Origin of the sequence: Streptomyces vastus (genome assembly GCF_039532825.1) — a bacterium.
Classification (GTDB): Bacteria; Actinomycetota; Actinomycetes; order Streptomycetales; family Streptomycetaceae; genus Streptomyces; species Streptomyces vastus.
On the sequence record NZ_BAAASJ010000125.1, the window covers coordinates 302,853 to 323,141 of the forward strand.

The following is a 20,289-nucleotide window of genomic DNA, read 5'->3' on the forward strand; positions in this document are numbered from 1 at the left end:
CGTGGCACTCGGCTACGCCGATATGGCCAGGCGGCCGAAAGAGGGTCGCACTTCATCGTGGCACAGCAAGGCTCCGGTGGCCGCTGTGCGGAGCCGTCCGGGTGGCGCGACGCTGGTGACATGGACCCTGCCGAGGCCCTGGACCGCATCGCGTTCCTGCTGGAACGGTCCCAGGCCCCCACCTATCGCGTACGGGCGTTCCGCACGGCGGCGAACGCGGTCGCGGCGCTGCCCGCCGAAGAAGTGGTCCGGAGGGCGGCCACCGGATCGCTGGAGTCACTGAAGGGCGTCGGGCCAAAGACCGCGCAGGTGGTGCGGGAGGCGCTGGCGGGTCAGGTGCCGGGGTATCTGGAACGGCTGGAGCAGGAGGCTCCGGATCCGCGGGCACAGGGCGGCGAGCGGTTGCGGGCGTTGCTGCGAGGCGACTGCCATATGCATTCGGACTGGTCGGACGGAGGGAGTCCGATCGAGGAGATGGGGCGGGCGGCGGCCGGGCTCGGGCACGAGTGGGCGGTGCTCACCGACCACTCGCCGACCCTCACGATCGCGCGCGGGCTGTCCCCGCAGCGGCTGCGGGAGCAGCTCGGCGTTGTGGCGGAACTCAACGCGCGCTGGGCTCCGTTCCGGCTGCTGACCGGCATCGAGTGCGACATCCTCGAGGACGGTTCTCTGGACCAGGAACCGGAGTTGCTGGACCGGCTGGACGTCGTGGTGGTCTCGGTACACTCGAAGCTGCGGATGAACGCGGCGGCGATGACCCGCCGTATGGTCGCAGCCGTACGCGATCCGCGCTCCGACGTGCTCGGGCACTGCACCGGCCGGCTCGTCGGCGGGCGCGGGCGGCCGGAGTCGGAGTTCGACGCGGACGCGGTCTTCGCGGCCTGCGCCGAGTCGGGAACGGCTCTCGAGATCAATTGCCGTCCCGAACGGCTCGACCCTCCGCGCCGGCTGCTGAGACGGGCTGTCGACGCGGGTGTGCTGTTCTCCGTGGACACCGACGCGCACGCACCCGGCCAGCTGGACTGGCAGGGGTACGGGTGCGCGCGGGCCGAGGAGTGCGGGGTGCCCGCCGAGCGCGTGGTCACGACCTGGTCGGCGGACGAGCTGCTGGCGTGGGCGCGGCATCGGGAAGTGCCGAGTGGCGTGACCTGGTAGCCGAGGGAGCCGGGATGTGTGCGCGTCCCGTTTCTCCGGTTACCCGGCCCGGATGATCCGTGGGACTGAGGCCAAGGACCGGGTGCGGAACGAGATGCGGACCGTGGCCGCGGCCGCGCGGCGGGCGGCGCGCGGGCCGGGCAGGGAACGCGATCTCGTCGTGCAGTCGCTCAAGGCCGCCGCGGCGGCGCTGCTCGCGTGGACCGTGGCGGACGAATGGCTCGGCGACCCGATGGCGCTGATGGCGCCGTGGGTGGCGGTGGTCCTGGTGCAGGCCACGGTCTACAGCTCGCTGCGGCAGGCGGCCCAGCAGTTCGCGGCGATCTGCGTCGGCACGCTGCTGGCTTCGGCTGCACAGGTCCTCACCGGCAACAGCCTGGCCGCGCTCGCGCTGTCCGTCCCGGTGCTGATGCTGCTCGCCAACTGGCCTCGCTTCGGCGACCAGGGCATCTACGCCACGACCACCGCCCTGTTCACCCTCGCCTCGGACACCGTGACGACCTCCGCGATCAGCCATCGGCTCGCTCAGGCCGCGCTCGGGGCGGTCATCGGGGTCGCCGTCAACGCCCTGGTCCTGCCACCGGTCCACCTGCGCGACGTACGCGAGAACCTGGCAGCTCTCGCGCAGGAGACGGGCGACGTACTGACCGATATCGCCGAGGACCTGCGGCAGGGCGACTGGGACGCGTCGACCACCGCGCACTGGTCGCGCGCCTCCGCCCGTCTGTCGCGCAGGCTCGACGATCTGCGGGCGGCCAGGGGCTGGAGCCAGGAGAGCCTGCGGCTCACAAGGGACTGGCTGAAGGCGTTCCACCGCGTGCCGCTGGATGTTCCGGCGGCGGACGAGGACGAGCGGTGGAGCAGGATCACCGGGCATGCGGCGGCGCTGGTCCGGGCCTTGGCGGTCTCCGTCAACGGCGGACGGACCGCCGGCCCACCGGACGGAGCGGCCCTGCACAGTTACGCCCGGCTGCTCGCCCTGCTCGGGGAGGCCTGCCACTGCGAGGGCAGGAGGTTGCTGGAGCCGGGCGGACCCCGGGACGGTTCCGATGCCTACTACGGTACGGACCGCCGGGCGGAGGCGACGATGCGGGAACTGCACGAGGCGCTGCAGACGAGCCTGCGGGACCACGCCGGTCTGGGCGCGCCCCGCACCGCCGTCCTGGGCACCCTGCTGCTCCAGGCCGAGAACATCTGGGCTGAGACGGAGCGGCCGAGCCCGGCGCCTCGCCCGTGACACATATCACGGTTGACCTGCACGTACCTGGGAACGCCCGCCGGTAGTTTGCCGTTAAATGAGTTGTGGGGCCCCGACCGTGATTCCCCCGTCCGGTCGGGGCCCCTTTCCATTCCGGGCACCGGCCGGAGACTCAGGAATCGAGTGCGTCCAGGGCAGCGGTCAGTTCCGGGGCAACGGTCTCGCGGACCCAGGACCCGCGCTCGTTGTCCGAGCCTCGGGGAACGGTCTCGATGAGCATGATCAGGTAGAGGTAGCTTCGGTAGAGGGCGAGGCGTCGACGGGCGGCCGGGGTGAACACGGCGTGGCCACCCGCCTCTTGATAGCCCGTCAGGAAAGCCTCGTCCTGCTCGATGTCGCCGAGCAGCGCCAGCGAGACGAAGTCCGCCAGTGGATCTCCCCAGAACATGCGCTCGCCGTCGATCAGCCCGCCGATCACGGGTGCCGCGCCGCCCTCCGGACGCTCGACCAGAATGTTCCCCCGCCACAGGTCGAAGTGCACGAGGCGCGGCTCCGAGACCTCGTCGAGCGCGTCGTACGCGGCCTTGGCCGTCCGGGCGATCTCGTCCACCGGCCGGGGCAGCCACGCACGATAGCGGCGGGCGTCGTCCAGAACGGCGTCGTACATCGTGGTGAAGGCCGTACGCCAGTCGTCGGCCAAGGGCCCGAGGGCACCGGACGGGTATCCGTAGCCGGGCCCGGTCACCCGGTGGAGTCGGGCCACCTGGCGACCCAACTCCCCGCGAAGAAGGGCCTGTTCGCCGTCCGTGACGGAGTCGCCCCACGGTTCGCCCGGGCACGCCGTCATCAGCAGATAACGCCCGGTGGACGCTGCCCCGTCGAGACAGACGCCCACCACGCGTGGTGCCGTCACGTCGACTGTGGCGGCGGCACGGTAGAACTCCGCCTCGGAGGCAAGCAGTTCACGCTCATGACTCATACCTGGGTCGGTGGGCGGGGGCGGAACCTTCAGCACGTAACGACTGCCGTCGTCGAGCAGAAGCTCCTCGACGGCGTTGTACGTCCCCCCGTCCAACGACCGGCACCGGGCAAGCCGTTCTCCCGGCAACCCGGCCGCCTCAAGAACCTGCCGGGCCCGCTCCTTCGACATACTGCCCCTCCCCGTTCATGATCCGACGTACGGCTCCGGTACAGCGTATGGTCCCCGAAATTCATTGGCTCTCGTCAATGTGGCTATGTAGCGTAGGCCAAAACCTAGGCAGCCTAGGTTTCCCCACCGGTCCGACCGGCTTGCCCGCAGCCCCGACTCCCCACGAGGACCCGCACGATGAGACCACTCACCGAGCAGGACATACGCAACTCCTTCATCAACTGCTCCAAGGGAGAGGCCAAACGCCTGGCGATACCGCGTGACCTCGCCGAACGCCCGTGGAACGACCTCGACTTCCTCGGCTGGCGAGATCCGGGTGCGCCCGATCGCAGCTATCTCGTCACCGAACGCGGGGACCGGCTCGTCGGTGTCACCCTGCGCTTCCCGTCCTCGCAGCGTGGCTTCCTGCACCGCAGCATGTGCTCCCTGTGCATGACGACCCACCCGGGCGACGGCGTCCGTCTGATGACGGCGCGCAAAGCGGGCGCGGCGGGCCGTGAGGGCAACTCCGTCGGCCTGTACATGTGCGCCGATCTGGCCTGCTCCTTGTACGTACGCGGCAAGAAGGTCCCGGAGTCCGTACTCCGTGTCGAGGAGAGCCTCACGGTGGAGGAGCAGATCGCCCGGGCGACCGGCAATCTCGCCGCCTTCCTGGACAAGCTGTACGCCTAGAAGGGCTGGCCCGGCCCGCCGAACGGCCCCGTGTCAGACTGGCCGCTCGGCCCGAGTGTCCCCGCCGTCATTCCGGGTCGGCCGCGCCGTCGGACACGTTCGGTGGGGCTACGGAAACGGGAAGTTGCCAGAGATGCGGGATGTACGTGAGGCATGGGCCGCCGCCGCGGCCCGGGTCGTGAAGTGGCGCCAGGAGCCCGTTTTCGTCCAGACGGTGCGGTCGGCCGCGGCCGCAACGGTCGCGTACGTGGTCGCGCTTCAGTTCAGCCCGGAGGTGGCACCGCTCACCGCTCCGCTGACCGCACTCCTCGTCGTCCAGGTGACCCTCTACTCCACGCTCACCACGGGCGTACGACGGGTGAACTCCGTGGTGGCAGGCGTTGTCCTCGCCATCGCCTTCAGTGCCATCGTCGGACTCACCTGGTGGAGCCTCGGCCTGCTGATCCTCGCCTCGCTGACCGTCGGCCACCTGGTGCGGGTCAGCGAGTTCGTCCCCGAGGTGGCGATCAGCGCGATGCTGGTCCTCGGCGTCACCAGAGTCGGCGACACTGCCTGGGCGCGGGTGCTGGAGACCGTCATCGGCGCCGTGGTCGGACTCGGCTGCAATCTGCTCTTCTCTCCCCCGGTGTGGGTGGGCGCGGCCGGGGACTCCATCGAGGATCTGGCGCGCCGTATGCGGCAGTTGATGCTGCTGGTCGGCGAGGAGGCGGGCGGGCGCACCCCCGTGGCGTACGCGGCGGAACGCCTGTACGAGGCCCGCCGCCTCGACCACGACATCGTCGAGGTGGACGCGGCCCTCAAGCAGGCCGAGGACAGCCTGAAGCTCAATCCCCGGGTACGCGAAGGGCTGCTGCACCGGGTCGTCCTGCGGACCGGCCTCGACACGCTGGAGATCTGCACGGTGGTCCTTCGGGTACTCGCCCGCAGCCTCACCGACCTGGCCAGGCTGCGTGAGCCCGAGCCGCTGTTCGAGCGCGAGACCGGCGCGACGGTGGAGCAGTTGCTGGCCGAGGTCGGTGACGCCGTGGTCAGCTTCGCCGTCCTGGTGACCACCGATGTCAGCCGCAGCGCGGAGTCCGCGGAGGCCCGGCTCGCCACCGAACTCGCCTCGGCGACCGCCACCCGCGACAAACTGGCCCAGCTCATGCTCGACGAGGTCCAGCGGGACGCGCGCCAGTGGCAACTGCACGGCGCGGTGCTCACCGAGGTCACCCGGATCCTCGACGAGCTCGACATGGAGCGCCGCTCCGATCGGCTCCTGGAGGAACTGGACCGCTGCACGCGCGAGCAGAGCGAACGCATGCCCAGCCTGACCCGCCTGCGCCGCCGTATGCAGGGGCTCCGCCGGAAGCCTCGTACCGCCTCGGACCGAGCTGCCTGACCCGCCGCTCGGAGCCACATTTGCCCCGCGCCGCCGCGAGCGGCCAAGGTGGCTGTCACGGCCGTGGCGATCGAGACCAGAGGTGCGGGCATGAGCAAGGGTGCGGAACCGGCGCGAGGCGCGCTGGGCAGGCGCCGTTTCGTCGGGGCGCTCGCGGCAGCCGCGGTGACCGCCCCGGCCGGCTGCGGCACCCAGGACACGCAGGACCGCCCCGGGGCCGGCACCACCTCCACCCCGGCGCGCGCCGCGTCCCCCTCGCCCTCCGCGAAGCCCCGCCCCACCGGCCCCCGCCCCCTGTTCCTCGGCACGTACACCTCGGCCGAGGGCGGCGGCACCGGCATCGGACTCGCGACGTACGACATCACGACGGGCCGTATCACCGGCAGGGGAACCCTCACCGGCATCGGCGACCCGTCCTATCTCGCGGTGCACCCGGACGGCCGTACGCTCTACGCCGTCAACGAGCGTGAGGCCGGCGGTGTGACGGCGGTCCGGCTGTCAACGAGCGGGCGGCACAAGGTACTTGGCACGCGCCCTACGGGGGGTGCCGCTCCCGCTCATCTGTCCGTGCACCCCGGCGGGCGCTGGCTGCTGAGCGCCAACTACGGGTCCGGCAGCGTGGCGGTGCACCCCATCGAGGCCTCGGGCGCGCTCGGCGGGCGGACGGATCTGGTGACGCACTCCAGCCCGCCGCCGGGTCCCGGCCAGGAGGGGCCGCACGCGCACCAGTTCATCACCAGCCCGGACGGCGGCCATGTGCTCGCGGTCGATCTGGGCACGGACACGGTCTACACATACCGCCTGGACGAATCCGCGGGCACGCTCCGCCCGGTCTCCCAGGCCCACACGCACCCGGGTGCGGGTCCGCGCCATCTCACCTTCCACCCCGGGGGCCGCTACGCCTATCTGGCGAACGAGCTCGACAACACGGTCACCGTGTGTGCCTACGACCCGGCGACGGGACGGCTGACGCCGGGTGATCCGCAGTCCACGGGCACGGGCGAGGGCACGAGTTACCCGGCGCAGCTGCTCGTGACGCCGAAGGGCTCGTACGCGTATCTCGCCAACCGTGGCCACAACAGCCTGTCCCGGTACGCCGTCGAGGCGGACGGGGCCCGGCTGCGCCTGCTGGACACCGTGCCGGTGCGCGGCGACTTCCCGCGTCACATCGCCTTCTCGCCGGACGGGAACCTGCTGTTCGCCGCGAACCAGAAGTCGAGCACGGTCAGCGTCTTCCACGTCGACGGGAAGTCCGGCGAACTCCGGCCCGCGGGCGAGCCGTTCGCGTCACCCGTCGCCGTCTGTGCGCTGCCGCTGTAGGGAGCGCGGGCAGGTTCCGGCGCTGGCCTGAGCGAGGAGGATGTGCATGCGTTCCGTCAGCTGGCCGAGGTCGTCGGCGGGCCGGTGGAAGGGCAGTCGTACGTCGCCGTGGCCGCGGGAGCGCTCGATGCGCAGGGTCAGCGCGTGCCGGTCGACGGCGAGCGGCTGGACGCGTACCGCGCCGTGCAGGCTGTCGGGATCGACGAGGCGGGTGAGCCGCTCGACGGCGTCCGGGTGGGCGTCGGCGAGGTGGGTCAGCAGCCGGGCCTCGGCGGTGGCCAGCGGGTCGGGTTCGGCGCGGGCGTACTCGTCGCGGTCGACCACGACCGCTCCGCCGGAGTCGCGCAGCACGATGCGGGTCGGGCTGAACGTCAGGTGTCCCTCCTCGGGCGCGAACCAGCCGGCCATCCAGAGCCGGGCGCGGATGCGGTTGCGTACGGGGACGGGCGCCACGTCGGCGAACTCGATGACGGCGGACGGCTCTCCGCGTGGCGCGCAGATCGCGGCCGTGGTGAGCATGCTGTCGTCCGGCAGATGCAGCAGCACGCGGCCGTCCTCGGCGACGGTGTGGACGCCGATGAACTCCTCGCGGCCGCCCTCGGCGGTCACCGCGCAGGACCATGCCGTGGCGAGCACGGAGCGGGCCCGCTGTGCCGTTGCCGGCACGGCGGTCCAGGTGTGACGGTCACCCATCCCAAAGCCTTGCCTAACCTACCGAAGATCGAGGCTGACGCCAACCACGTCAGGCCCTTTTCACAGGAAGGAGGCCCGTCGCCCTCAGCAGACGGCCGTTCGCCCTCAGAGCTGCGCGGTCCAGTGCACGGGGCGGGTGACCGCCCTCGGCAACTTCGTACTCCCGTTGCCCCGGGCCGAGTTGAGCTGTGGCTGGGTCAGGAAGAAGGCGTCGGTCAGGTCCGCGTCCGTGAGGTCGGCGTCGCGGAGATCCGCGCCGATGAGGTCCGCGCCCCGCAGATCGGCGCCGGTGAGGTCGGCGGCAATCAGGTAGGCGCCGCGCAGGTTGGCGCCCCTGAGGTCGGCTCCCTTGAGGCGGGCGCCCATCAGGTCGGCGCCCCGGCGGTCCTTCTTGCGGCCACGAGTGCCCGACCGCACCAGCTCGCTCGTCCGCAGCAGGAGCACGTCGACCTTCTGCCGGTGCGCACCCACGTCCAACTCGCCCAGTTCCTCAGGGGTTTGGCGGGTGAGCCGCTCGGTCTCGCGGAGCAGTCCACGGAGGTCGGCATGGACCGGGCGGGCGGCGGGCAGGGCCAGCGCCTCCGCCAGGTACCAGAGCAGTTCATGGAGTTGCCGTACGACCGGAAAGATGTCGAACATCCGCCGGGCGTGCTCCCGCGTCCCCGTCCGCCAGTCCTCCCCTCCGAAGGTGATCCGGGAGACCTGCTGGCCGGCGCCGAAGCAGTCGTAGACCGTGCAGCCGGTGAAACCGCGCTGCCGCAGCTCGGTGTGGATGCCGCAACGGGAGTCGGTGCCGAGGTGGGAGCAGGGCTTTCCCGCCTCCTTGTCGACCGCGAAGTCCGCCGAGGCCGAGAAGGGCAGCGCGACACAGCAAAGGCCGAAGCAGCGGGTGCAGTCCGCGCGCAGATCGTGAAGGGCCGGGAGGTTGACGGGCTCGTCGTGCATGCCGGTCAGCCTACGTCGGGCCCGGTCCGGCCCGGCCAACTCGCCATCTCGACCATCCAACTCCCCTCCACCGAACGAATCCTCACCGATGAATTTCCGGCGCTGTGGGGGTCTCCACATACAGAAGAAAACAAGCTCCGCTACTACAGAGATACGAGCCCATAGGTACGAGCCACACAAACCGAGGAGAGCGTCATGTGCACCCACCAGCCCCCGTGCCCGACCGCCGAGAGCCCCGACCACCACGCCGCCGCGATCGTGTCCGCGCATCCCGAGCAGGGCTGGTACCGGCTGTGCAACGGAACCATCGTCTTCGACGACACCGGCGAACTCCTCCCGGACGGCAGCGTCGTCAACCCGCTCCGTGCCCTCGGCACCCTGACCGTGGCCGCCTGAGACCTCCGGCCGAGCAGCTACCGGCCGAAGAGCTCGAAGGCCACGGCCGGCTTCCCGCCGAAGCGCTCGCCCATCGACTCCGCGAAGCCGATCAGGAAGCCACGTACGTACGTCTCAGGGTCCTCCTCCGTCAACACCTCGATGTACGTGCGGTGTTCGAGCAGAGACCGTACAGCCCGCTCAAGCCCTGGCGTCGCGTCCACCGCGTGCGTGGGGCGCGCCGAACCGGCGACGGCGACCCAGCGGACCCCGTTCCAGGGTTCGAGTCCCTGGTCGGCCAGTTCGGGGAAGATCCACCGGTTCCCCGCGTCGGCGGCGGCGTCGAGCGTGGCCCGTCCCACGGCGACATGGTCCGGGGTGTTCCAGCCGACCCCGCCCCAGGTGTCGCGGTGGTTGAGGGTGATGACCAGTTCGGGCCGGTACTTGCGGATCGCTGCCGCGATGTCCCGCCGAAGCGCGATCCCGTACTCGACGACCCCGTCCCGGTGGTCCAGGAACTCCACCTCGCTCACCCCGACGACGGCCGCACTGGCCCGCTGCTCCCGCTCCCGCAGCCGCCCGCACTCGGCGGGGTCCAGCGTGTCGATGCCCGCCTCACCACGGGTCGCCAGCACATACGCGACCTCCCGGCCCGCGTCCGTCCACGCGGCGATCGCCGCCGAGCAGCCGTACTCGAGGTCGTCCGGGTGGGCCACCACCGCAAGGGCGCGCTGCCAGTCGTCGGGCATGGGCTTGAGCTGGTCGACAGTCGATTCCGTCATGCTCGGCTCCGTCATGGTTGGCAGATTAGTGGGGCCCGGTCGTACGCGCCGAGCAATAACCGGGCCCGCGACAGCCGTTCAGAGCTCGTCCCGCGACATGGCGATCAGCCGGTCCAGTACGCGCGGGCCGCCCGCCCGTACCCCGTCGTGCTCGAACTCGTTCGTCACCCACGCACGCAGCCCCCGGATGCTCCGCGCCGTCTCCAGCGAGTGCTCGGTGTCGACGTACATGTCGTCGTGGTACACGGCCGCGGCGACGGGGGCCTCGTTGGCGGCGAGGCGGGCGGGGTCGTACAGCGGCAACCAGCCCCTGTGCTCGGCCAGGTCCTTCGCGGTCTCGCGCAGCGGGCGCAGCGCCGGGTCGCAGTCGAAGGTCCACGGGTGCACGGACTCGCCCGTGAACAACAGCGGTCCGTCGCCCGCGAGCGTCTTGGCCGCGTCGAACTGCGGGAACTCGGCACGCACCCGCTCCGCGGCCCAGTCGGTGGGCCCGGCGTCCTGCCCGTAGCAGGCCTCGTGGACCAGCGCGTACAGCGGGTGGCCCGCGAACGACAGCAGCCCCTGTGCCTCCTCCTGGAAGGCGTCGGAGAGGGCCGGGCCCTGCGGGGTGCGGACGAAGGCGTCCTCCAGGAGGTAGTGGAGGCGGTGGCTGCCGTCGCTCTTGCCGAGGACGATGCCGAGGGACTGGAAGGCCTCGACGGTGAGCCAGTAGCCGTTCGGCAGGACGACCTCATGGGCCAGCAGGTGCTCGGCGATGCGCCGGGCCCGCTCGACATCCTGCGGGTAGCGGGCGTAGTGCGCGGCGACCTTGCGCTCGATGCGCGGGTACGCGGCCCGGTAGATGTCGTCCGCTCCCGCGTCCAGGGAGGGCAGGCCGCCGGTGATCAGGGCGGCGCGCAGGCCTTCGGGCGCGTACGACAGATAGGTCACCGTGCAGAAGCCGCCGAAGCTCTGGCCGAGAACCGTCCACGGCTCGCCCCCGGTGACCGTGGGCCGGATGGCCTCGCAGTCGCGGACGATGGAGTCGGCGCGGAAGTGTGCGAGATAGCCGGCCTGTTCACGCGGGCCGCCGCGCAGCGGGAGCGTCTGGCGGTTGGCGGGTGTGGAGTTGCCGGTGCCGCGCTGGTCGAGCAGCAGGACCCGGTACTCCTTGAGGGCGCGGCCCAGCCAGGCCTGCTTGCCGATGAAGCGGTTGGCACCGAAGCCGGGGCCGCCTTGCAGGTAGACCATCCAGGGCAGGTCACGCTCAGCTTTGTCGGTGGCGACGACTTCACGGGCGTACAGCTCGATCGTCTCCCCGTCCGGGTCGTCGTGGTCGAGGGGCACCGTGAAGCGGCGGTCGGTGAGGACGACGCCGGGCTGACGGTAACTGACGCTCACTGCGGCTCCCGAGGACGTACGGACGCTTCCGGGGCCAGTTCAGCACATGGTCCTCAGCGCGGGGGCAGGCTGGAGCGGCGTACGACGAGTTCCGGCTGGAGGACGACCCTTCGGTGCTCGTGCGGGACCGGTGCCGTCTCGGACTCGGTCTCCTCCAGGAGGAGTTCCGCGGCGAGCGCTCCCATGGTCACGGCGGGCTGCCGTACGGAGGTGAGGGGGACGGCGGCGGCGGCCGCGAACTCGATGTCGTCGTAGCCGACGATCGCGAGGTCGTCGGGGACGGACACGCCGGCCGCGAACATGGCCTGCAGGACGCCGAGCGCGAGCAGGTCGTTGGCGCAGAAGACGGCGGTCGGGCGCTCGGCGAGACCGAGGAGCCGGGCGCCGGCGTCGCGGCCCGCGGCCACGTCGAGCCGCTCGGTGGGCAGTTCACGAAGGCGGTCGGCGCCGAGCCCCGCCTCGGCCAGCGCGTTCAGCGCGCCCGTGCGCCGGTCCCTGACCTGGTTCAGTCCGGGCGGCCCGCTCACATACGCGATGGAGCGGTGCCCGGCGTCGATCAGATGCCGTACGGCCAGCGCGCCGCCCGCCACGTCGTCGACCGAGACCGAGCACTCGGTGGCGCCCTCGGCGACCCGGTCGACGAGCACGAACGGGATGCCGTGACGGCGGAACGCCTCGATGTTCCGCCCGGTCGCGTCGGCGGGCGTCAACAGCACGCCCCGTACGCGCTGTTCGGCGAACAGCGACAGGTACTCGGCCTCCTCGCCCGGGCTCTGCGCGCTGTTGCAGACCATCACGCCGAGCCCGGCGTCACGAGCGGCGCGCTCGGCACCGCGTGCCACGTCCACGAAGAACGGGTTGCCCATGTCCAGGACGAGCAGGCCCATGATCCGGCTGCGTCCGGCCCGCAGCTGCCGCGCCGACTCGCTGCGGACATAGCCGAGCCGGTCTATGGCGGACAGCACGCGGGCACGGGTCTCGGAGGCGACCGTGTCCGGCCGGTTGATCACGTTCGACACGGTGCCCACCGAGACTCCGGCGACGCGGGCGACGTCCTTTATACCCACCGAATGAGCCATCAGGCAGGGACCTCCAAGGTGACGGGGGGCGGCAGGCAGACCCTCACATTACCGGCGCGCCCACCGCCACGAGCAGCACTCACGCGGGCAGCCGGAAGTCGACGACATGGAGTGCCGAGGGTGTCGTACCGCTGGACTTCTCCTGGTACATGACCGACAGGACCCCGTCCTGCGCGATGCGCATCTCGTCGATCACTACCTCGCCGAAGGCATTGAGCCCGGCGCCGTCGAACAGGATCCTCCAGTCGGTGTGTCCGGAGGCCGCGGAGGCTCCGGCGATCCGGCCGAAGGGGAAGATCGCGTACGCGTTGTTGTACTTGTCCATGACCAGCTTGGTGCGCTGACTGGAGTTCAGCGGGACCGGTATCTCGGTTTTCTGCCAGGGGCCGGAGGAGCTCTTGCGGACGAGGAAGGCACGTCCGTTGGCGGTGCGGTCGGCGACGTAGTTCGTCGTGCACTGGCCGAAGCGGCCGGGTACGTAGCTGATGATGGCGTGCGGGCGGCCGGCCGAGTCGGTGAACTGGCTTTCCTGGTTCATCAGCGAGTGGTCGGGGTTGAGCGGGTCCACGACGAGGCCCGCGTCGTTGACGGAAACCCTGTCGGCGCTTCCGGTGGTGCCGACCACGGTGCCCGCGTTGTTGCGCCAGGTGCGTCCGCGGTCGTCCGAGTAGACGTAGCCGGTGTCGTGGTTGGTGATGCCGCCGCCGTTGCACATCACGGCGCCGTTCTGCTCCCGCCAGGTGAACATGGAGTGCAGGCGCCCGTTGCGGTCGTAGTCGATGCCGTGCAGGTACATGTTGCGGGCCGTGCTGGAGCCGTGCTCACTGGTGTAGGTGCCGGTGGAGCTCGTCCACTCGCCGAGGTTGGTCCACCTGGTGCCGTCGTACTCGGCGAGCGCGTTGCGTCCGTTGCCGGAGATCCCCACGCGGTAGCTGAGCTGCAGTCGGCCCTCGGGAGTGGAGATGAACTGCGGGTATGTGAACTGCGAGGTGAGTGCCAGCCCGTCGAGGGTGGACTGCGGTGCGCCGAAGCGGCTCGTGGTCCAGCTGAGCCCGGCGGGGTTGTCGAGGAGCCCGGCCACCGACTTGACGTAGGTGAAGCCGTCGCTGTGCGAGTCCATGTTGAGGTGCAGCCGGCCGTCGGTCTTCGAGACGCCCATGGAGATCACGTTGTGGGAGTCGTTGTAGCGCAGGGTGTGGCCGACCTTGACGGTGGACCAGGTGCTCGCGCCGAGGGCGCGGCGGCCGACGACGGCGTTGCGGTCAGCGGTGTACCAGGCGGCGTACTGGTACCCCTTGTACGTGAACAGGCCGTTCTTCTGGAACGAGTTGTTGTTGACCAGGCCGTCGTACGACACGAAGAAGATGGCCTGCGCGTCGAGACGGCTGCTTCCGATGCGGGTGACGGAAGGGCCGGGGTCGGCGGCCCGTGCGGCACCGGCGCCGATGACCGGGCCGGCCACGGCACTGAGGATGGTGCCGGCCAGCAGCGTACGTCTTCTCATCTCGGGGGACTCCTTTGTCGGGCGAGATCGAGCACTTCCGTGGGGCGGGTTGTGTCAGGCGAGGTGGAACACCTCGGTGAGCGGTTTCATGGCCTCGTCGGGGCGGGCGCCGTCCAGCGACTCGAAGAACGGCGCCATCTCCGCCTGCCAGCGGGCGTTGACCTCGCTGGCCTCCATGCCGGCCACGGCAGCCTCGAAGTCCTCGGTCTCCAGATAGCCGACGAGCAGGCCGTCCTCGCGCAGGAAGAGCGAGTAGTTGTGCCAGCCGGTGGCCGAGAGAGCTTCGAGCATCTCCGGCCACACGGCGGCGTGCCGCTCGCGGTACTCGGCGATCCGGTCCTTGCGGACCTTCAGCAGAAAGCACACGCGCTGCATCAAGGACCCTCCGGGGCCTAGAAGTTGAAGTCGTCGATGTTCTTCGCGTCGAACACGGTCGGCTTGCCGAGGTTGATCACGCCGTCCTTGCCGATGGTGTACTCGCCCATGTCGCCGGCGGTGAACTTCTCGCCCTGCTTGCCGGTGATCTGGCCCGAGGCCAGCGCCACGGCCGTACGCGCGGCCAGCTCGCCGAGCTCCGCCGGGTTCCACAGCTCGAACGCCTCGACGGTGCCGTTCTTGACGTACTTGCGCATGTCGTTCGGGGTGCCGAGGCCCGTCAGCTTGACCTTGCCCTTGTACTTGGAACCGGACAGGTACTGGGCGGCAGCCTTGATGCCGACGGTGGTCGGGGAGATGATCCCCTTCAGGTTCGGGTACTCCTGGAGCAGGCCCTGGGTCTGCTGGAAGGACTTCTGGGCGTCGTCGTCACCGTAGGCGACCTTGACGAGCTTCATGTCCTTGTACTTGGGATCCTTGAGCTCGTCCTCCATGAAGTCGATCCAGACGTTCTGGTTCGTCGCCGTCTGCGCGGCGGACAGGACCGCGATCTCGCCCTTGTAGCCGATCTGTTCGGCGAGCAGCTGCACCTCGGTACGGCCCAGGTCCTCGGCGCTGGCCTGCGAGACGAAGGCGTTGCGGCAGTCGGGCTTGGTGTCGGAGTCGTAGGTGACGACCTTGATGTCGTTGCTCATGGCCTGCTTGAGCGCGGTGCACAGGGCACCCGGGTCCTGCGCGGACACGGCCATCGCGTCGACCTGCTGCTGGGTGAGCGTGTTCACGTAACTCACCTGGCCGGCGGTGTCGGTGGCGCTGGACGGGCCGACCTCCTTGTACTTGGAGCCCAGCTCCTTGAGGGCCGCCTCGCCGCCCTTGTCGGCGGTGGTGAAGTACGGGTTGTTGACCTGCTTGGGCAGGAACCCGACGGTCAGGCCCTTCTTCAGTTCGGCGTTCGGGTCGGCCTTGCCGGCGGTGGCGGCGGCGCCGCCCTCCTTGCTGACGTCTTCCTTGGTAGTGCCGCCGCCGCAGGCGGTGGCGGCGAGAGCAAGCGAGGTGACGGCGGCGAGCGCGACGGCGCTGCGGCGGAGAGATGACTTGCGCATGTCGGTGGTCCTTTTACGAGGGTGAACGGAGAAAGGGTTACGAGGTCGGGGTGGGGGCCTTGGAAACTGGCGCCGAGGCGGCTCTGCGGCCCGCCCTCGCTGTGGAGATCTGCCGTGCGACCCGGGGGCCGAGCACGGAGACGACGAGCAGTACGCCGGTGACGACGATCTGCGACTGGGCGGAGACGTCCTGGATGCTCATCACGTTCTGCAGCGCGCCGAGCAGGAAGACTCCCGCGATCGCGCCGCCGAGCGTGCCCTTGCCTCCGTCGAAGTCGATCCCGCCGAGCAACACGGCGGCCACGACGGAGAGTTCGAGGCCCGTGGCGTTGTCGAAGCGGGCGCTGGCGTAGTGCAGCGCCCAGAAGATGCCGGTGAGCGAGGCCATCAGGCCGGTCAGGGTGAACAGGATCAGCTTCTGCCGTTTCACCCGGAGGCCGGCGAAGCGTGCGGCCTCCTCGCTCGCGCCGATCGCGAAGAGCGAGCGCCCGAACGGGGTGGCGTGCAGCGCGACCACGGCGATCGCGAGCAGCACGAGGAAGGGGAAGAAGGCGTACGGGATGAAGGTGTCCCCGATGCGTCCGGACGCGAAGTCCAGGTACTGGGTGGGGAAGTCGGTCACCGCGTCCGAGCCGAGCACGATCTGTGCGATGCCCCGGTAGGCGGCGAGGGTGCCGATGGTGACGGCGAGGGAGGGCAGCCCGAGCCGGGTCACCAGCAGGCCGTTGATCAGCCCGCAGACCACGCCGAGCAGCAGGCAGATCGGGATGATCGTCTCGATGGTCATGCCCTGGTTCCACAGCGCGCCCATCACGGCACCGGACAGTCCGGCCGTGGAGGCGACCGAGAGGTCGATCTCGCCGGCCACCACGAGCAGTGTCATCGGCAGGGCGATCAGCGCGATCGGCAGGGTGTTGCCGATCAGGAACGACAGGTTGAGGGCGTTGCCGAAGCCGTCGACGGTGGTGAAGGACAGCAGCAGTACGACGATGAGGAGGGCGCCGACGGCGGAATCCCACCTTTTGAAGGAGGACCAGCGGACAGCGCGCGCGAGGGGCGAGTCAGCCATGGCGGGCGTTCCTCTTCTTCAGGGCGGACGCCACGCGCAGGGCGACGATGCGGTCGACCGCGATGGCGAGGATGAGCAGGATGCCGTTGATGGCGAGCACCCAGACCGAGCTGACGCCGAGGGCAGGCAGCACGCTGTTGATGGAGGTCAGCAGCAGGGCGCCGAGCGCGGCGCCGTAGACGCTGCCGGAGCCGCCGGTGAAGACGACGCCGCCGACCACCACCGCGCTGACGACGGTGAGTTCGTAGCCGTTGCCGGTGCCGGAGTCGACGTTGCCGAACCGGGCCAGGTACAGCGCGCCGGCGAGACCCGTGAGGGCTCCGCAGAAGGTGTACGCGACCAGGATCCGCTTGCGTACCTGGATGCCGGCGAGCCGGGCGGCCTCGGGGTTGGAGCCGAGCGCGTACAGCTCGCGTCCGCTGCCGAAGTGCTTGAGGTAGTAGGCGGTGGCGATCAGTACGGCCAGCGCGATCAGAGCGAGATAGGGCACCGCCCAGATTCCGCCGGAGCCGAAGTCCGCGAATCCGTCGGGGAGATCGGCCGCCGTGATCTGCCGTGAGCCGACCCAGATCGAGTCGACGCCGCGGATGATGTAGAGCGTGCCGAGGGTGACGACGAGGGCGGGCACCTGGCCGAGGCTGACGAGCAGTCCGTTCAGCAGCCCGATGCCGACTCCCAGCAGGACCGCGAGGACTATCGCCACGACGGAGTTGCCGCCGCCCTGGAGATACGTACCGGCGGCGAAGGCGCTGATGCCGAGGGTCGAACCGACCGACAGGTCGACGTTCCGGGTGATCACGACCAGCGACTGGCCGGTGGCGACCAGCATCAGGATGGTCGCGTTCAGCAGCAGGTCCTTGATGCCCTGTTCGGACAGGAACTCGCTGTTGCCCGCCTGGGTGACGGCGATCATCACCAGGAAGACGACCAGGATGGCGAGTTCGCGCATCTTGAAGACCCGGTCGACAAGTCGCGTACCGCTCGACTTCTCCACTTCGGCGGGGGGCGCGGGGGGTGCGGTCACCGTCATGCGGCGGCCCTCCCCGTTGCTGCGGCCATCACGGTTTCCTCGGTGGCTTCGGTTCGGGGGATCTCGGCGGTGATCCGGCCCTCGTGCATCACCAGCACGCGGTCGGCCATGCCGAGGATCTCGGGCAGGTCGGAGGAGATCATCAGGACGGCGACCCCGTCGGCGGCCAACTCGCTGAGCAGCCGGTGCACTTCGGCCTTCGTACCGACGTCGATGCCGCGCGTCGGCTCGTCGACGATCAGTACCTTCGGGCCGGTGGCGAGCCACTTGGCGAGGACGACCTTCTGCTGGTTGCCGCCGGACAGCGTGTTGACGGTGTCGGCGATGCGGGCGTACTTGACCTGGAGCTTGACGGCCCAGTCGAGGGACCGGCTGCGCTCGGCGCCGCGGTCCATGAGGCCCGCCTTCACGGTCGTACGAAGCCCGGTGAGCCCGATGTTGCGCTCGATCGACATGTCCATCACGAGGCCCTGGGCCCGCCGGTCCTCGGGGACGAGGGCGAGCCCGGCGGCCATGGCGGTGGACGGCGCGCCGTTGGTCAGCGCCTTGCCGTCGATCTCGACCTCGCCGGCGTCCCACCGGTCGACACCGAAGACGGCACGCGCCACCTCCGTACGACCGGCTCCGACGAGCCCGGCGAGTCCGACGATCTCGCCACGCCGGACGTCGAAGGAGACGTCGGCGAAGACTCCCTCACGGGTCAACCGGCGGACGCTGAGCGCAACTTCGCCCGCCCGCACCTCCTGCTTGGGGTACAGCTCTTCGAGATCGCGGCCGACCATGCGGCGTACGAGATCGTCCTCGGTCATGCCGTCCAGCAGCTCGCTGGAGATCAGGGCGCCGTCGCGCAGGGTCGTGACCCGCCGGCAGATCTGGAAGATCTCCTCCAGGCGGTGCGAGATGAACAGCACCGCGGCGCCCTGCTCGCGCAGGGTGCGGACGACTCCGAAGAGACGGGCCACCTCGCTGCCGGTGAGGGCGGCGGTCGGTTCGTCCATGATCAGGACGCGGGCGTCGAAGGAGAGCGCCTTGGCGATCTCTACGATCTGCTGGTCGGCGATGGACAGTCCGCGTGCCGGGCGGTCGGGGTCGAGTTCGACACCGAGGCGCTGCATCAGGGCCAGCGTCGCGGTGTGCGTGGCCTTGTGGTCGATACGGCCGAGGGCGCGGCGGGGCTGGCGGCCCATGAAGATGTTCTCGGCGATCGACAGATCGGGGAAGAGCGTGGGCTCCTGGTAGATCACGGCGATGCCCGCGTCCCGGGCGTCGGCCGGACCGTGGAAGACGGTGGGCTCGCCGTCCAGCAGCACCTGGCCGGCGTCCGGTCGGTGCACCCCGGCGAGCGCCTTGATGAGGGTCGACTTGCCCGCGCCGTTCTCTCCGGCGAGGGCGTGCACCTCGCCGGGGAACAGCTCCAGGGACACGTCCCGCAGGGCGCGTACTGCGCCGAAGGACTTCGAGATGTCCTTCAGCGCCAGCACGGGGGCCGGACCCGTGTCGGACGGGTGGGTCATGAGGGGCTCCTCAGCGACGCGGGGCGGGGGCCTCACGACGTCGTGAAAGGTTTCAACTGGATTGCCGGGACGTTAGACAGGTCACGCAGGTCACGTCAATGGGTACCGGGCGAAAATTTCGATAGCCAGAGGTCACAACCAAGTCACGGTACGAAGTCCCTGCAGGAGGGCTTGACAGTCCTTCGGGCGCCTCATAGCTTCGCGTTCTGAATCGTTTCAGATCGATGCCCTTCAGAAGACGTCTTCCAGACCCGAAGTCACAGGAGTCCCGAAGTGACCGAGCTCGCCGCGGTGAAGGCCGCTCTCAAGACCCAGGCCGTAGAGACGCCGTCATGGGCGTACGGGAATTCGGGGACCCGCTTCAAGGTGTTCGCGCAGGCCGGAGTGCCGCGCGATCCTTTCGAAAAGCTGGACGACGCGGCGCAGGTGCACGCTTATACGGGGGTCGCGCCGACGGTGGCGCTGCACATCCCGTGGGACAAGGTCGACGACTACGCCGCGCTGGCCAAGTACGCGCAGGACCGTGGCGTGAAGCTCGGCACCATCAACTCCAACACCTTCCAGGACGACGACTACAAGCTCGGCAGCGTCTGCCACGCCGACGCGGCGGTGCGGCGCAAGGCCCTTGATCATCTGCTCGAGTGCGTCGACATCATGGACGCCACAGGGTCCAAGGACCTGAAGCTGTGGTTCGCGGACGGCACGAACTATCCCGGCCAGGACGACATTCGCGAGCGCCAGGACCGGCTCGCTCAGGCGCTGGCCGCCGTGTACGAGCGGCTGGGTGACGACCAGCGGATGCTCCTCGAGTACAAGTTCTTCGAGCCCGCCTTCTACACGACGGATGTTCCGGACTGGGGTACGGCGTACGCGCACTGCCTCAAGCTCGGGCCGAAGGCGCAGGTCGTGGTGGACACCGGGCACCATGCGCCCGGCACCAACATCGAGTTCATCGTCGCGACGCTGCTGCGCGAGGGGAAGCTCGGTGGGTTCGACTTCAACTCGCGCTTCTATGCCGACGATGACCTGATGGTGGGGGCGGCGGATCCGTTCCAGCTGTTCCGGATCATGTACGAGGTGATTCGGGGTGGTGGGTTCACGCCCGACGTCGCGTTCATGCTCGATCAGTGTCACAACATCGAGGCGAAGATTCCGGCGATCATTCGGTCGGTGATGAATGTGCAGGAAGCTACGGCGAAGGCGCTGCTGGTGGATGGCGAGGCGTTGGGCTCCGCCCAGCGGGGCGGTGACGTTCTTGAAGCGAACGCCGTGCTCATGGATGCGTATAACACTGACGTGCGGCCGCTGCTTCGTGAGGTGCGCGAGGAGATGGGGTTGAACCCCGACCCCGTTGCGGCATACCGCCGCTCCGGCTGGGCGCAGAAGATCGCCGAGGAGCGGGTTGGTGGGGAGCAGGCCGGCTGGGGTGCCTGATCGCTGCGTTTCGTCTGCCGAGTACGGCCCGTTGCAGGCTGCGGGCCGGATGTGGCTGGTCGCGCAGTTCCCCGCGCCCCCAAAGGGGGCGCTGGCACCCCACGCTCCACAGGGACCCGAGTACACGTAC

The 20,289-nt window shown here is 69.8% G+C and carries 19 protein-coding genes; 7 read left to right on the forward strand and 12 right to left on the reverse strand.

All coding sequences use genetic code 11. The features are described 5' to 3' along the window. Positions 1–120: 120 nt before the first annotated feature. Together ABD357_RS43745 and ABD357_RS43750 are read left to right on the forward strand one after the other, a co-directional pair. Positions 121–1,155, forward strand: coding sequence for a PHP domain-containing protein (locus tag ABD357_RS43745; RefSeq protein WP_344397353.1), 1,035 nt, complete (start codon positions 121–123; stop codon positions 1,153–1,155). Between the two features lie 52 nt (positions 1,156–1,207). Beyond that, positions 1,208–2,392 (forward strand): FUSC family protein, encoded by a 1,185-nt coding sequence (locus ABD357_RS43750; RefSeq protein ID WP_425585247.1) that lies wholly within the window; start codon positions 1,208–1,210, stop codon positions 2,390–2,392. Positions 2,393–2,525: 133 nt separating this feature from the next. Here ABD357_RS43750 and ABD357_RS43755 read toward each other — a convergent pair whose 3' ends face one another. Beyond that, a complete protein-coding gene (locus tag ABD357_RS43755; protein WP_344397355.1) occupies positions 2,526–3,503 on the reverse strand; it encodes a phosphotransferase family protein in 978 nt (325 codons plus the stop codon). A 177-nt stretch (positions 3,504–3,680) separates the two neighbouring features. On the opposite strand from ABD357_RS43755, the gene ABD357_RS43760 reads away from it, so the two are divergent. The 3 genes from ABD357_RS43760 to ABD357_RS43770 all read left to right on the forward strand — a co-directional run bounded on the left by ABD357_RS43760 (position 3,681) and on the right by ABD357_RS43770 (position 6,876). Further along, positions 3,681–4,175 carry an FBP domain-containing protein gene (locus ABD357_RS43760; RefSeq protein ID WP_344397357.1) on the forward strand — a complete coding sequence of 165 codons (495 nt, stop codon included), beginning with the start codon at positions 3,681–3,683 and terminating at the stop codon, positions 4,173–4,175. Positions 4,176–4,308: 133 nt separating this feature from the next. Then, positions 4,309–5,556: an aromatic acid exporter family protein gene (locus ABD357_RS43765; protein ID WP_344397359.1), complete on the forward strand. Its 1,248-nt coding sequence runs from the start codon at positions 4,309–4,311 to the stop codon at positions 5,554–5,556. Between the two features lie 90 nt (positions 5,557–5,646). Beyond that, positions 5,647–6,876 (forward strand): lactonase family protein, encoded by a 1,230-nt coding sequence (locus ABD357_RS43770; protein ID WP_344397361.1) that lies wholly within the window; start codon positions 5,647–5,649, stop codon positions 6,874–6,876. Here ABD357_RS43770 and ABD357_RS43775 read toward each other — a convergent pair. Together ABD357_RS43775 and ABD357_RS43780 are read right to left on the reverse strand one after the other, a co-directional pair. Next, on the reverse strand, positions 6,844–7,569 hold the full coding sequence (locus tag ABD357_RS43775; RefSeq protein ID WP_344397363.1) for a DUF2470 domain-containing protein: 726 nt from the start codon (positions 7,567–7,569) through the stop codon (positions 6,844–6,846). The genes ABD357_RS43770 and ABD357_RS43775 overlap by 33 nt on opposite strands. 105 nt (positions 7,570–7,674) lie before the next feature. After that, the gene (locus tag ABD357_RS43780; RefSeq protein WP_344397365.1) at positions 7,675–8,514 is read right to left on the reverse strand and encodes a pentapeptide repeat-containing protein; all 840 of its coding nucleotides are present in this window, start codon (positions 8,512–8,514) and stop codon (positions 7,675–7,677) included. A gap of 195 nt (positions 8,515–8,709) precedes the next feature. Between ABD357_RS43780 and ABD357_RS43785 the strand changes: the two genes are divergently transcribed. After that, on the forward strand, positions 8,710–8,910 hold the full coding sequence (locus tag ABD357_RS43785; protein ID WP_344397368.1) for a DUF5999 family protein: 201 nt from the start codon (positions 8,710–8,712) through the stop codon (positions 8,908–8,910). Positions 8,911–8,927: 17 nt separating this feature from the next. On the opposite strand, the gene ABD357_RS43790 is transcribed toward ABD357_RS43785, so the two are convergent. From ABD357_RS43790 to ABD357_RS43830, 9 genes are all read right to left on the reverse strand, one after another. After that, entirely contained in the window at positions 8,928–9,671 is a 744-nt protein-coding gene (locus ABD357_RS43790; protein WP_344397370.1) for a PIG-L deacetylase family protein, read from the reverse strand. 78 nt (positions 9,672–9,749) lie between these two features. Beyond that, positions 9,750–11,051: an alpha/beta fold hydrolase gene (locus tag ABD357_RS43795; RefSeq protein WP_344397372.1), complete on the reverse strand. Its 1,302-nt coding sequence runs from the start codon at positions 11,049–11,051 to the stop codon at positions 9,750–9,752. A gap of 53 nt (positions 11,052–11,104) precedes the next feature. Continuing rightward, a complete protein-coding gene (locus ABD357_RS43800) occupies positions 11,105–12,130 on the reverse strand; it encodes a LacI family DNA-binding transcriptional regulator (RefSeq protein ID WP_344397374.1) in 1,026 nt (341 codons plus the stop codon). A gap of 79 nt (positions 12,131–12,209) precedes the next feature. Continuing rightward, positions 12,210–13,634, reverse strand: a complete 1,425-nt coding sequence (locus ABD357_RS43805; RefSeq protein WP_344397376.1) for a BNR repeat-containing protein — start codon at positions 13,632–13,634, stop codon at positions 12,210–12,212. Positions 13,635–13,688: 54 nt separating this feature from the next. Then, positions 13,689–14,009 (reverse strand): L-rhamnose mutarotase, encoded by a 321-nt coding sequence (locus ABD357_RS43810; RefSeq protein WP_344397378.1) that lies wholly within the window; start codon positions 14,007–14,009, stop codon positions 13,689–13,691. 17 nt (positions 14,010–14,026) lie between these two features. Further along, a complete protein-coding gene (rhaS, locus tag ABD357_RS43815; RefSeq protein WP_344397380.1) occupies positions 14,027–15,112 on the reverse strand; it encodes a rhamnose ABC transporter substrate-binding protein in 1,086 nt (361 codons plus the stop codon). Positions 15,113–15,149: 37 nt separating this feature from the next. After that, complete coding sequence (locus ABD357_RS43820) at positions 15,150–16,181, reverse strand: ABC transporter permease (protein ID WP_344397382.1); 1,032 nt, start codon at positions 16,179–16,181, stop codon at positions 15,150–15,152. Beyond that, complete coding sequence (locus tag ABD357_RS43825; protein ID WP_344397384.1) at positions 16,174–17,211, reverse strand: ABC transporter permease; 1,038 nt, start codon at positions 17,209–17,211, stop codon at positions 16,174–16,176. The genes ABD357_RS43820 and ABD357_RS43825 overlap by 8 nt, the downstream gene beginning before the upstream one ends. After that, positions 17,208–18,725, reverse strand: coding sequence for a sugar ABC transporter ATP-binding protein (locus tag ABD357_RS43830; protein WP_344397386.1), 1,518 nt, complete (start codon positions 18,723–18,725; stop codon positions 17,208–17,210). The genes ABD357_RS43825 and ABD357_RS43830 overlap by 4 nt, the downstream gene beginning before the upstream one ends. Before the next feature lie 273 nt (positions 18,726–18,998). Here ABD357_RS43830 and rhaI point away from each other — a divergent pair, with 273 nt between their 5' ends. Continuing rightward, entirely contained in the window at positions 18,999–20,159 is a 1,161-nt protein-coding gene (gene rhaI, locus ABD357_RS43835) for an L-rhamnose isomerase (RefSeq protein WP_344397388.1), read from the forward strand. The last annotated feature ends 130 nt before the right edge of the window (positions 20,160–20,289 follow it).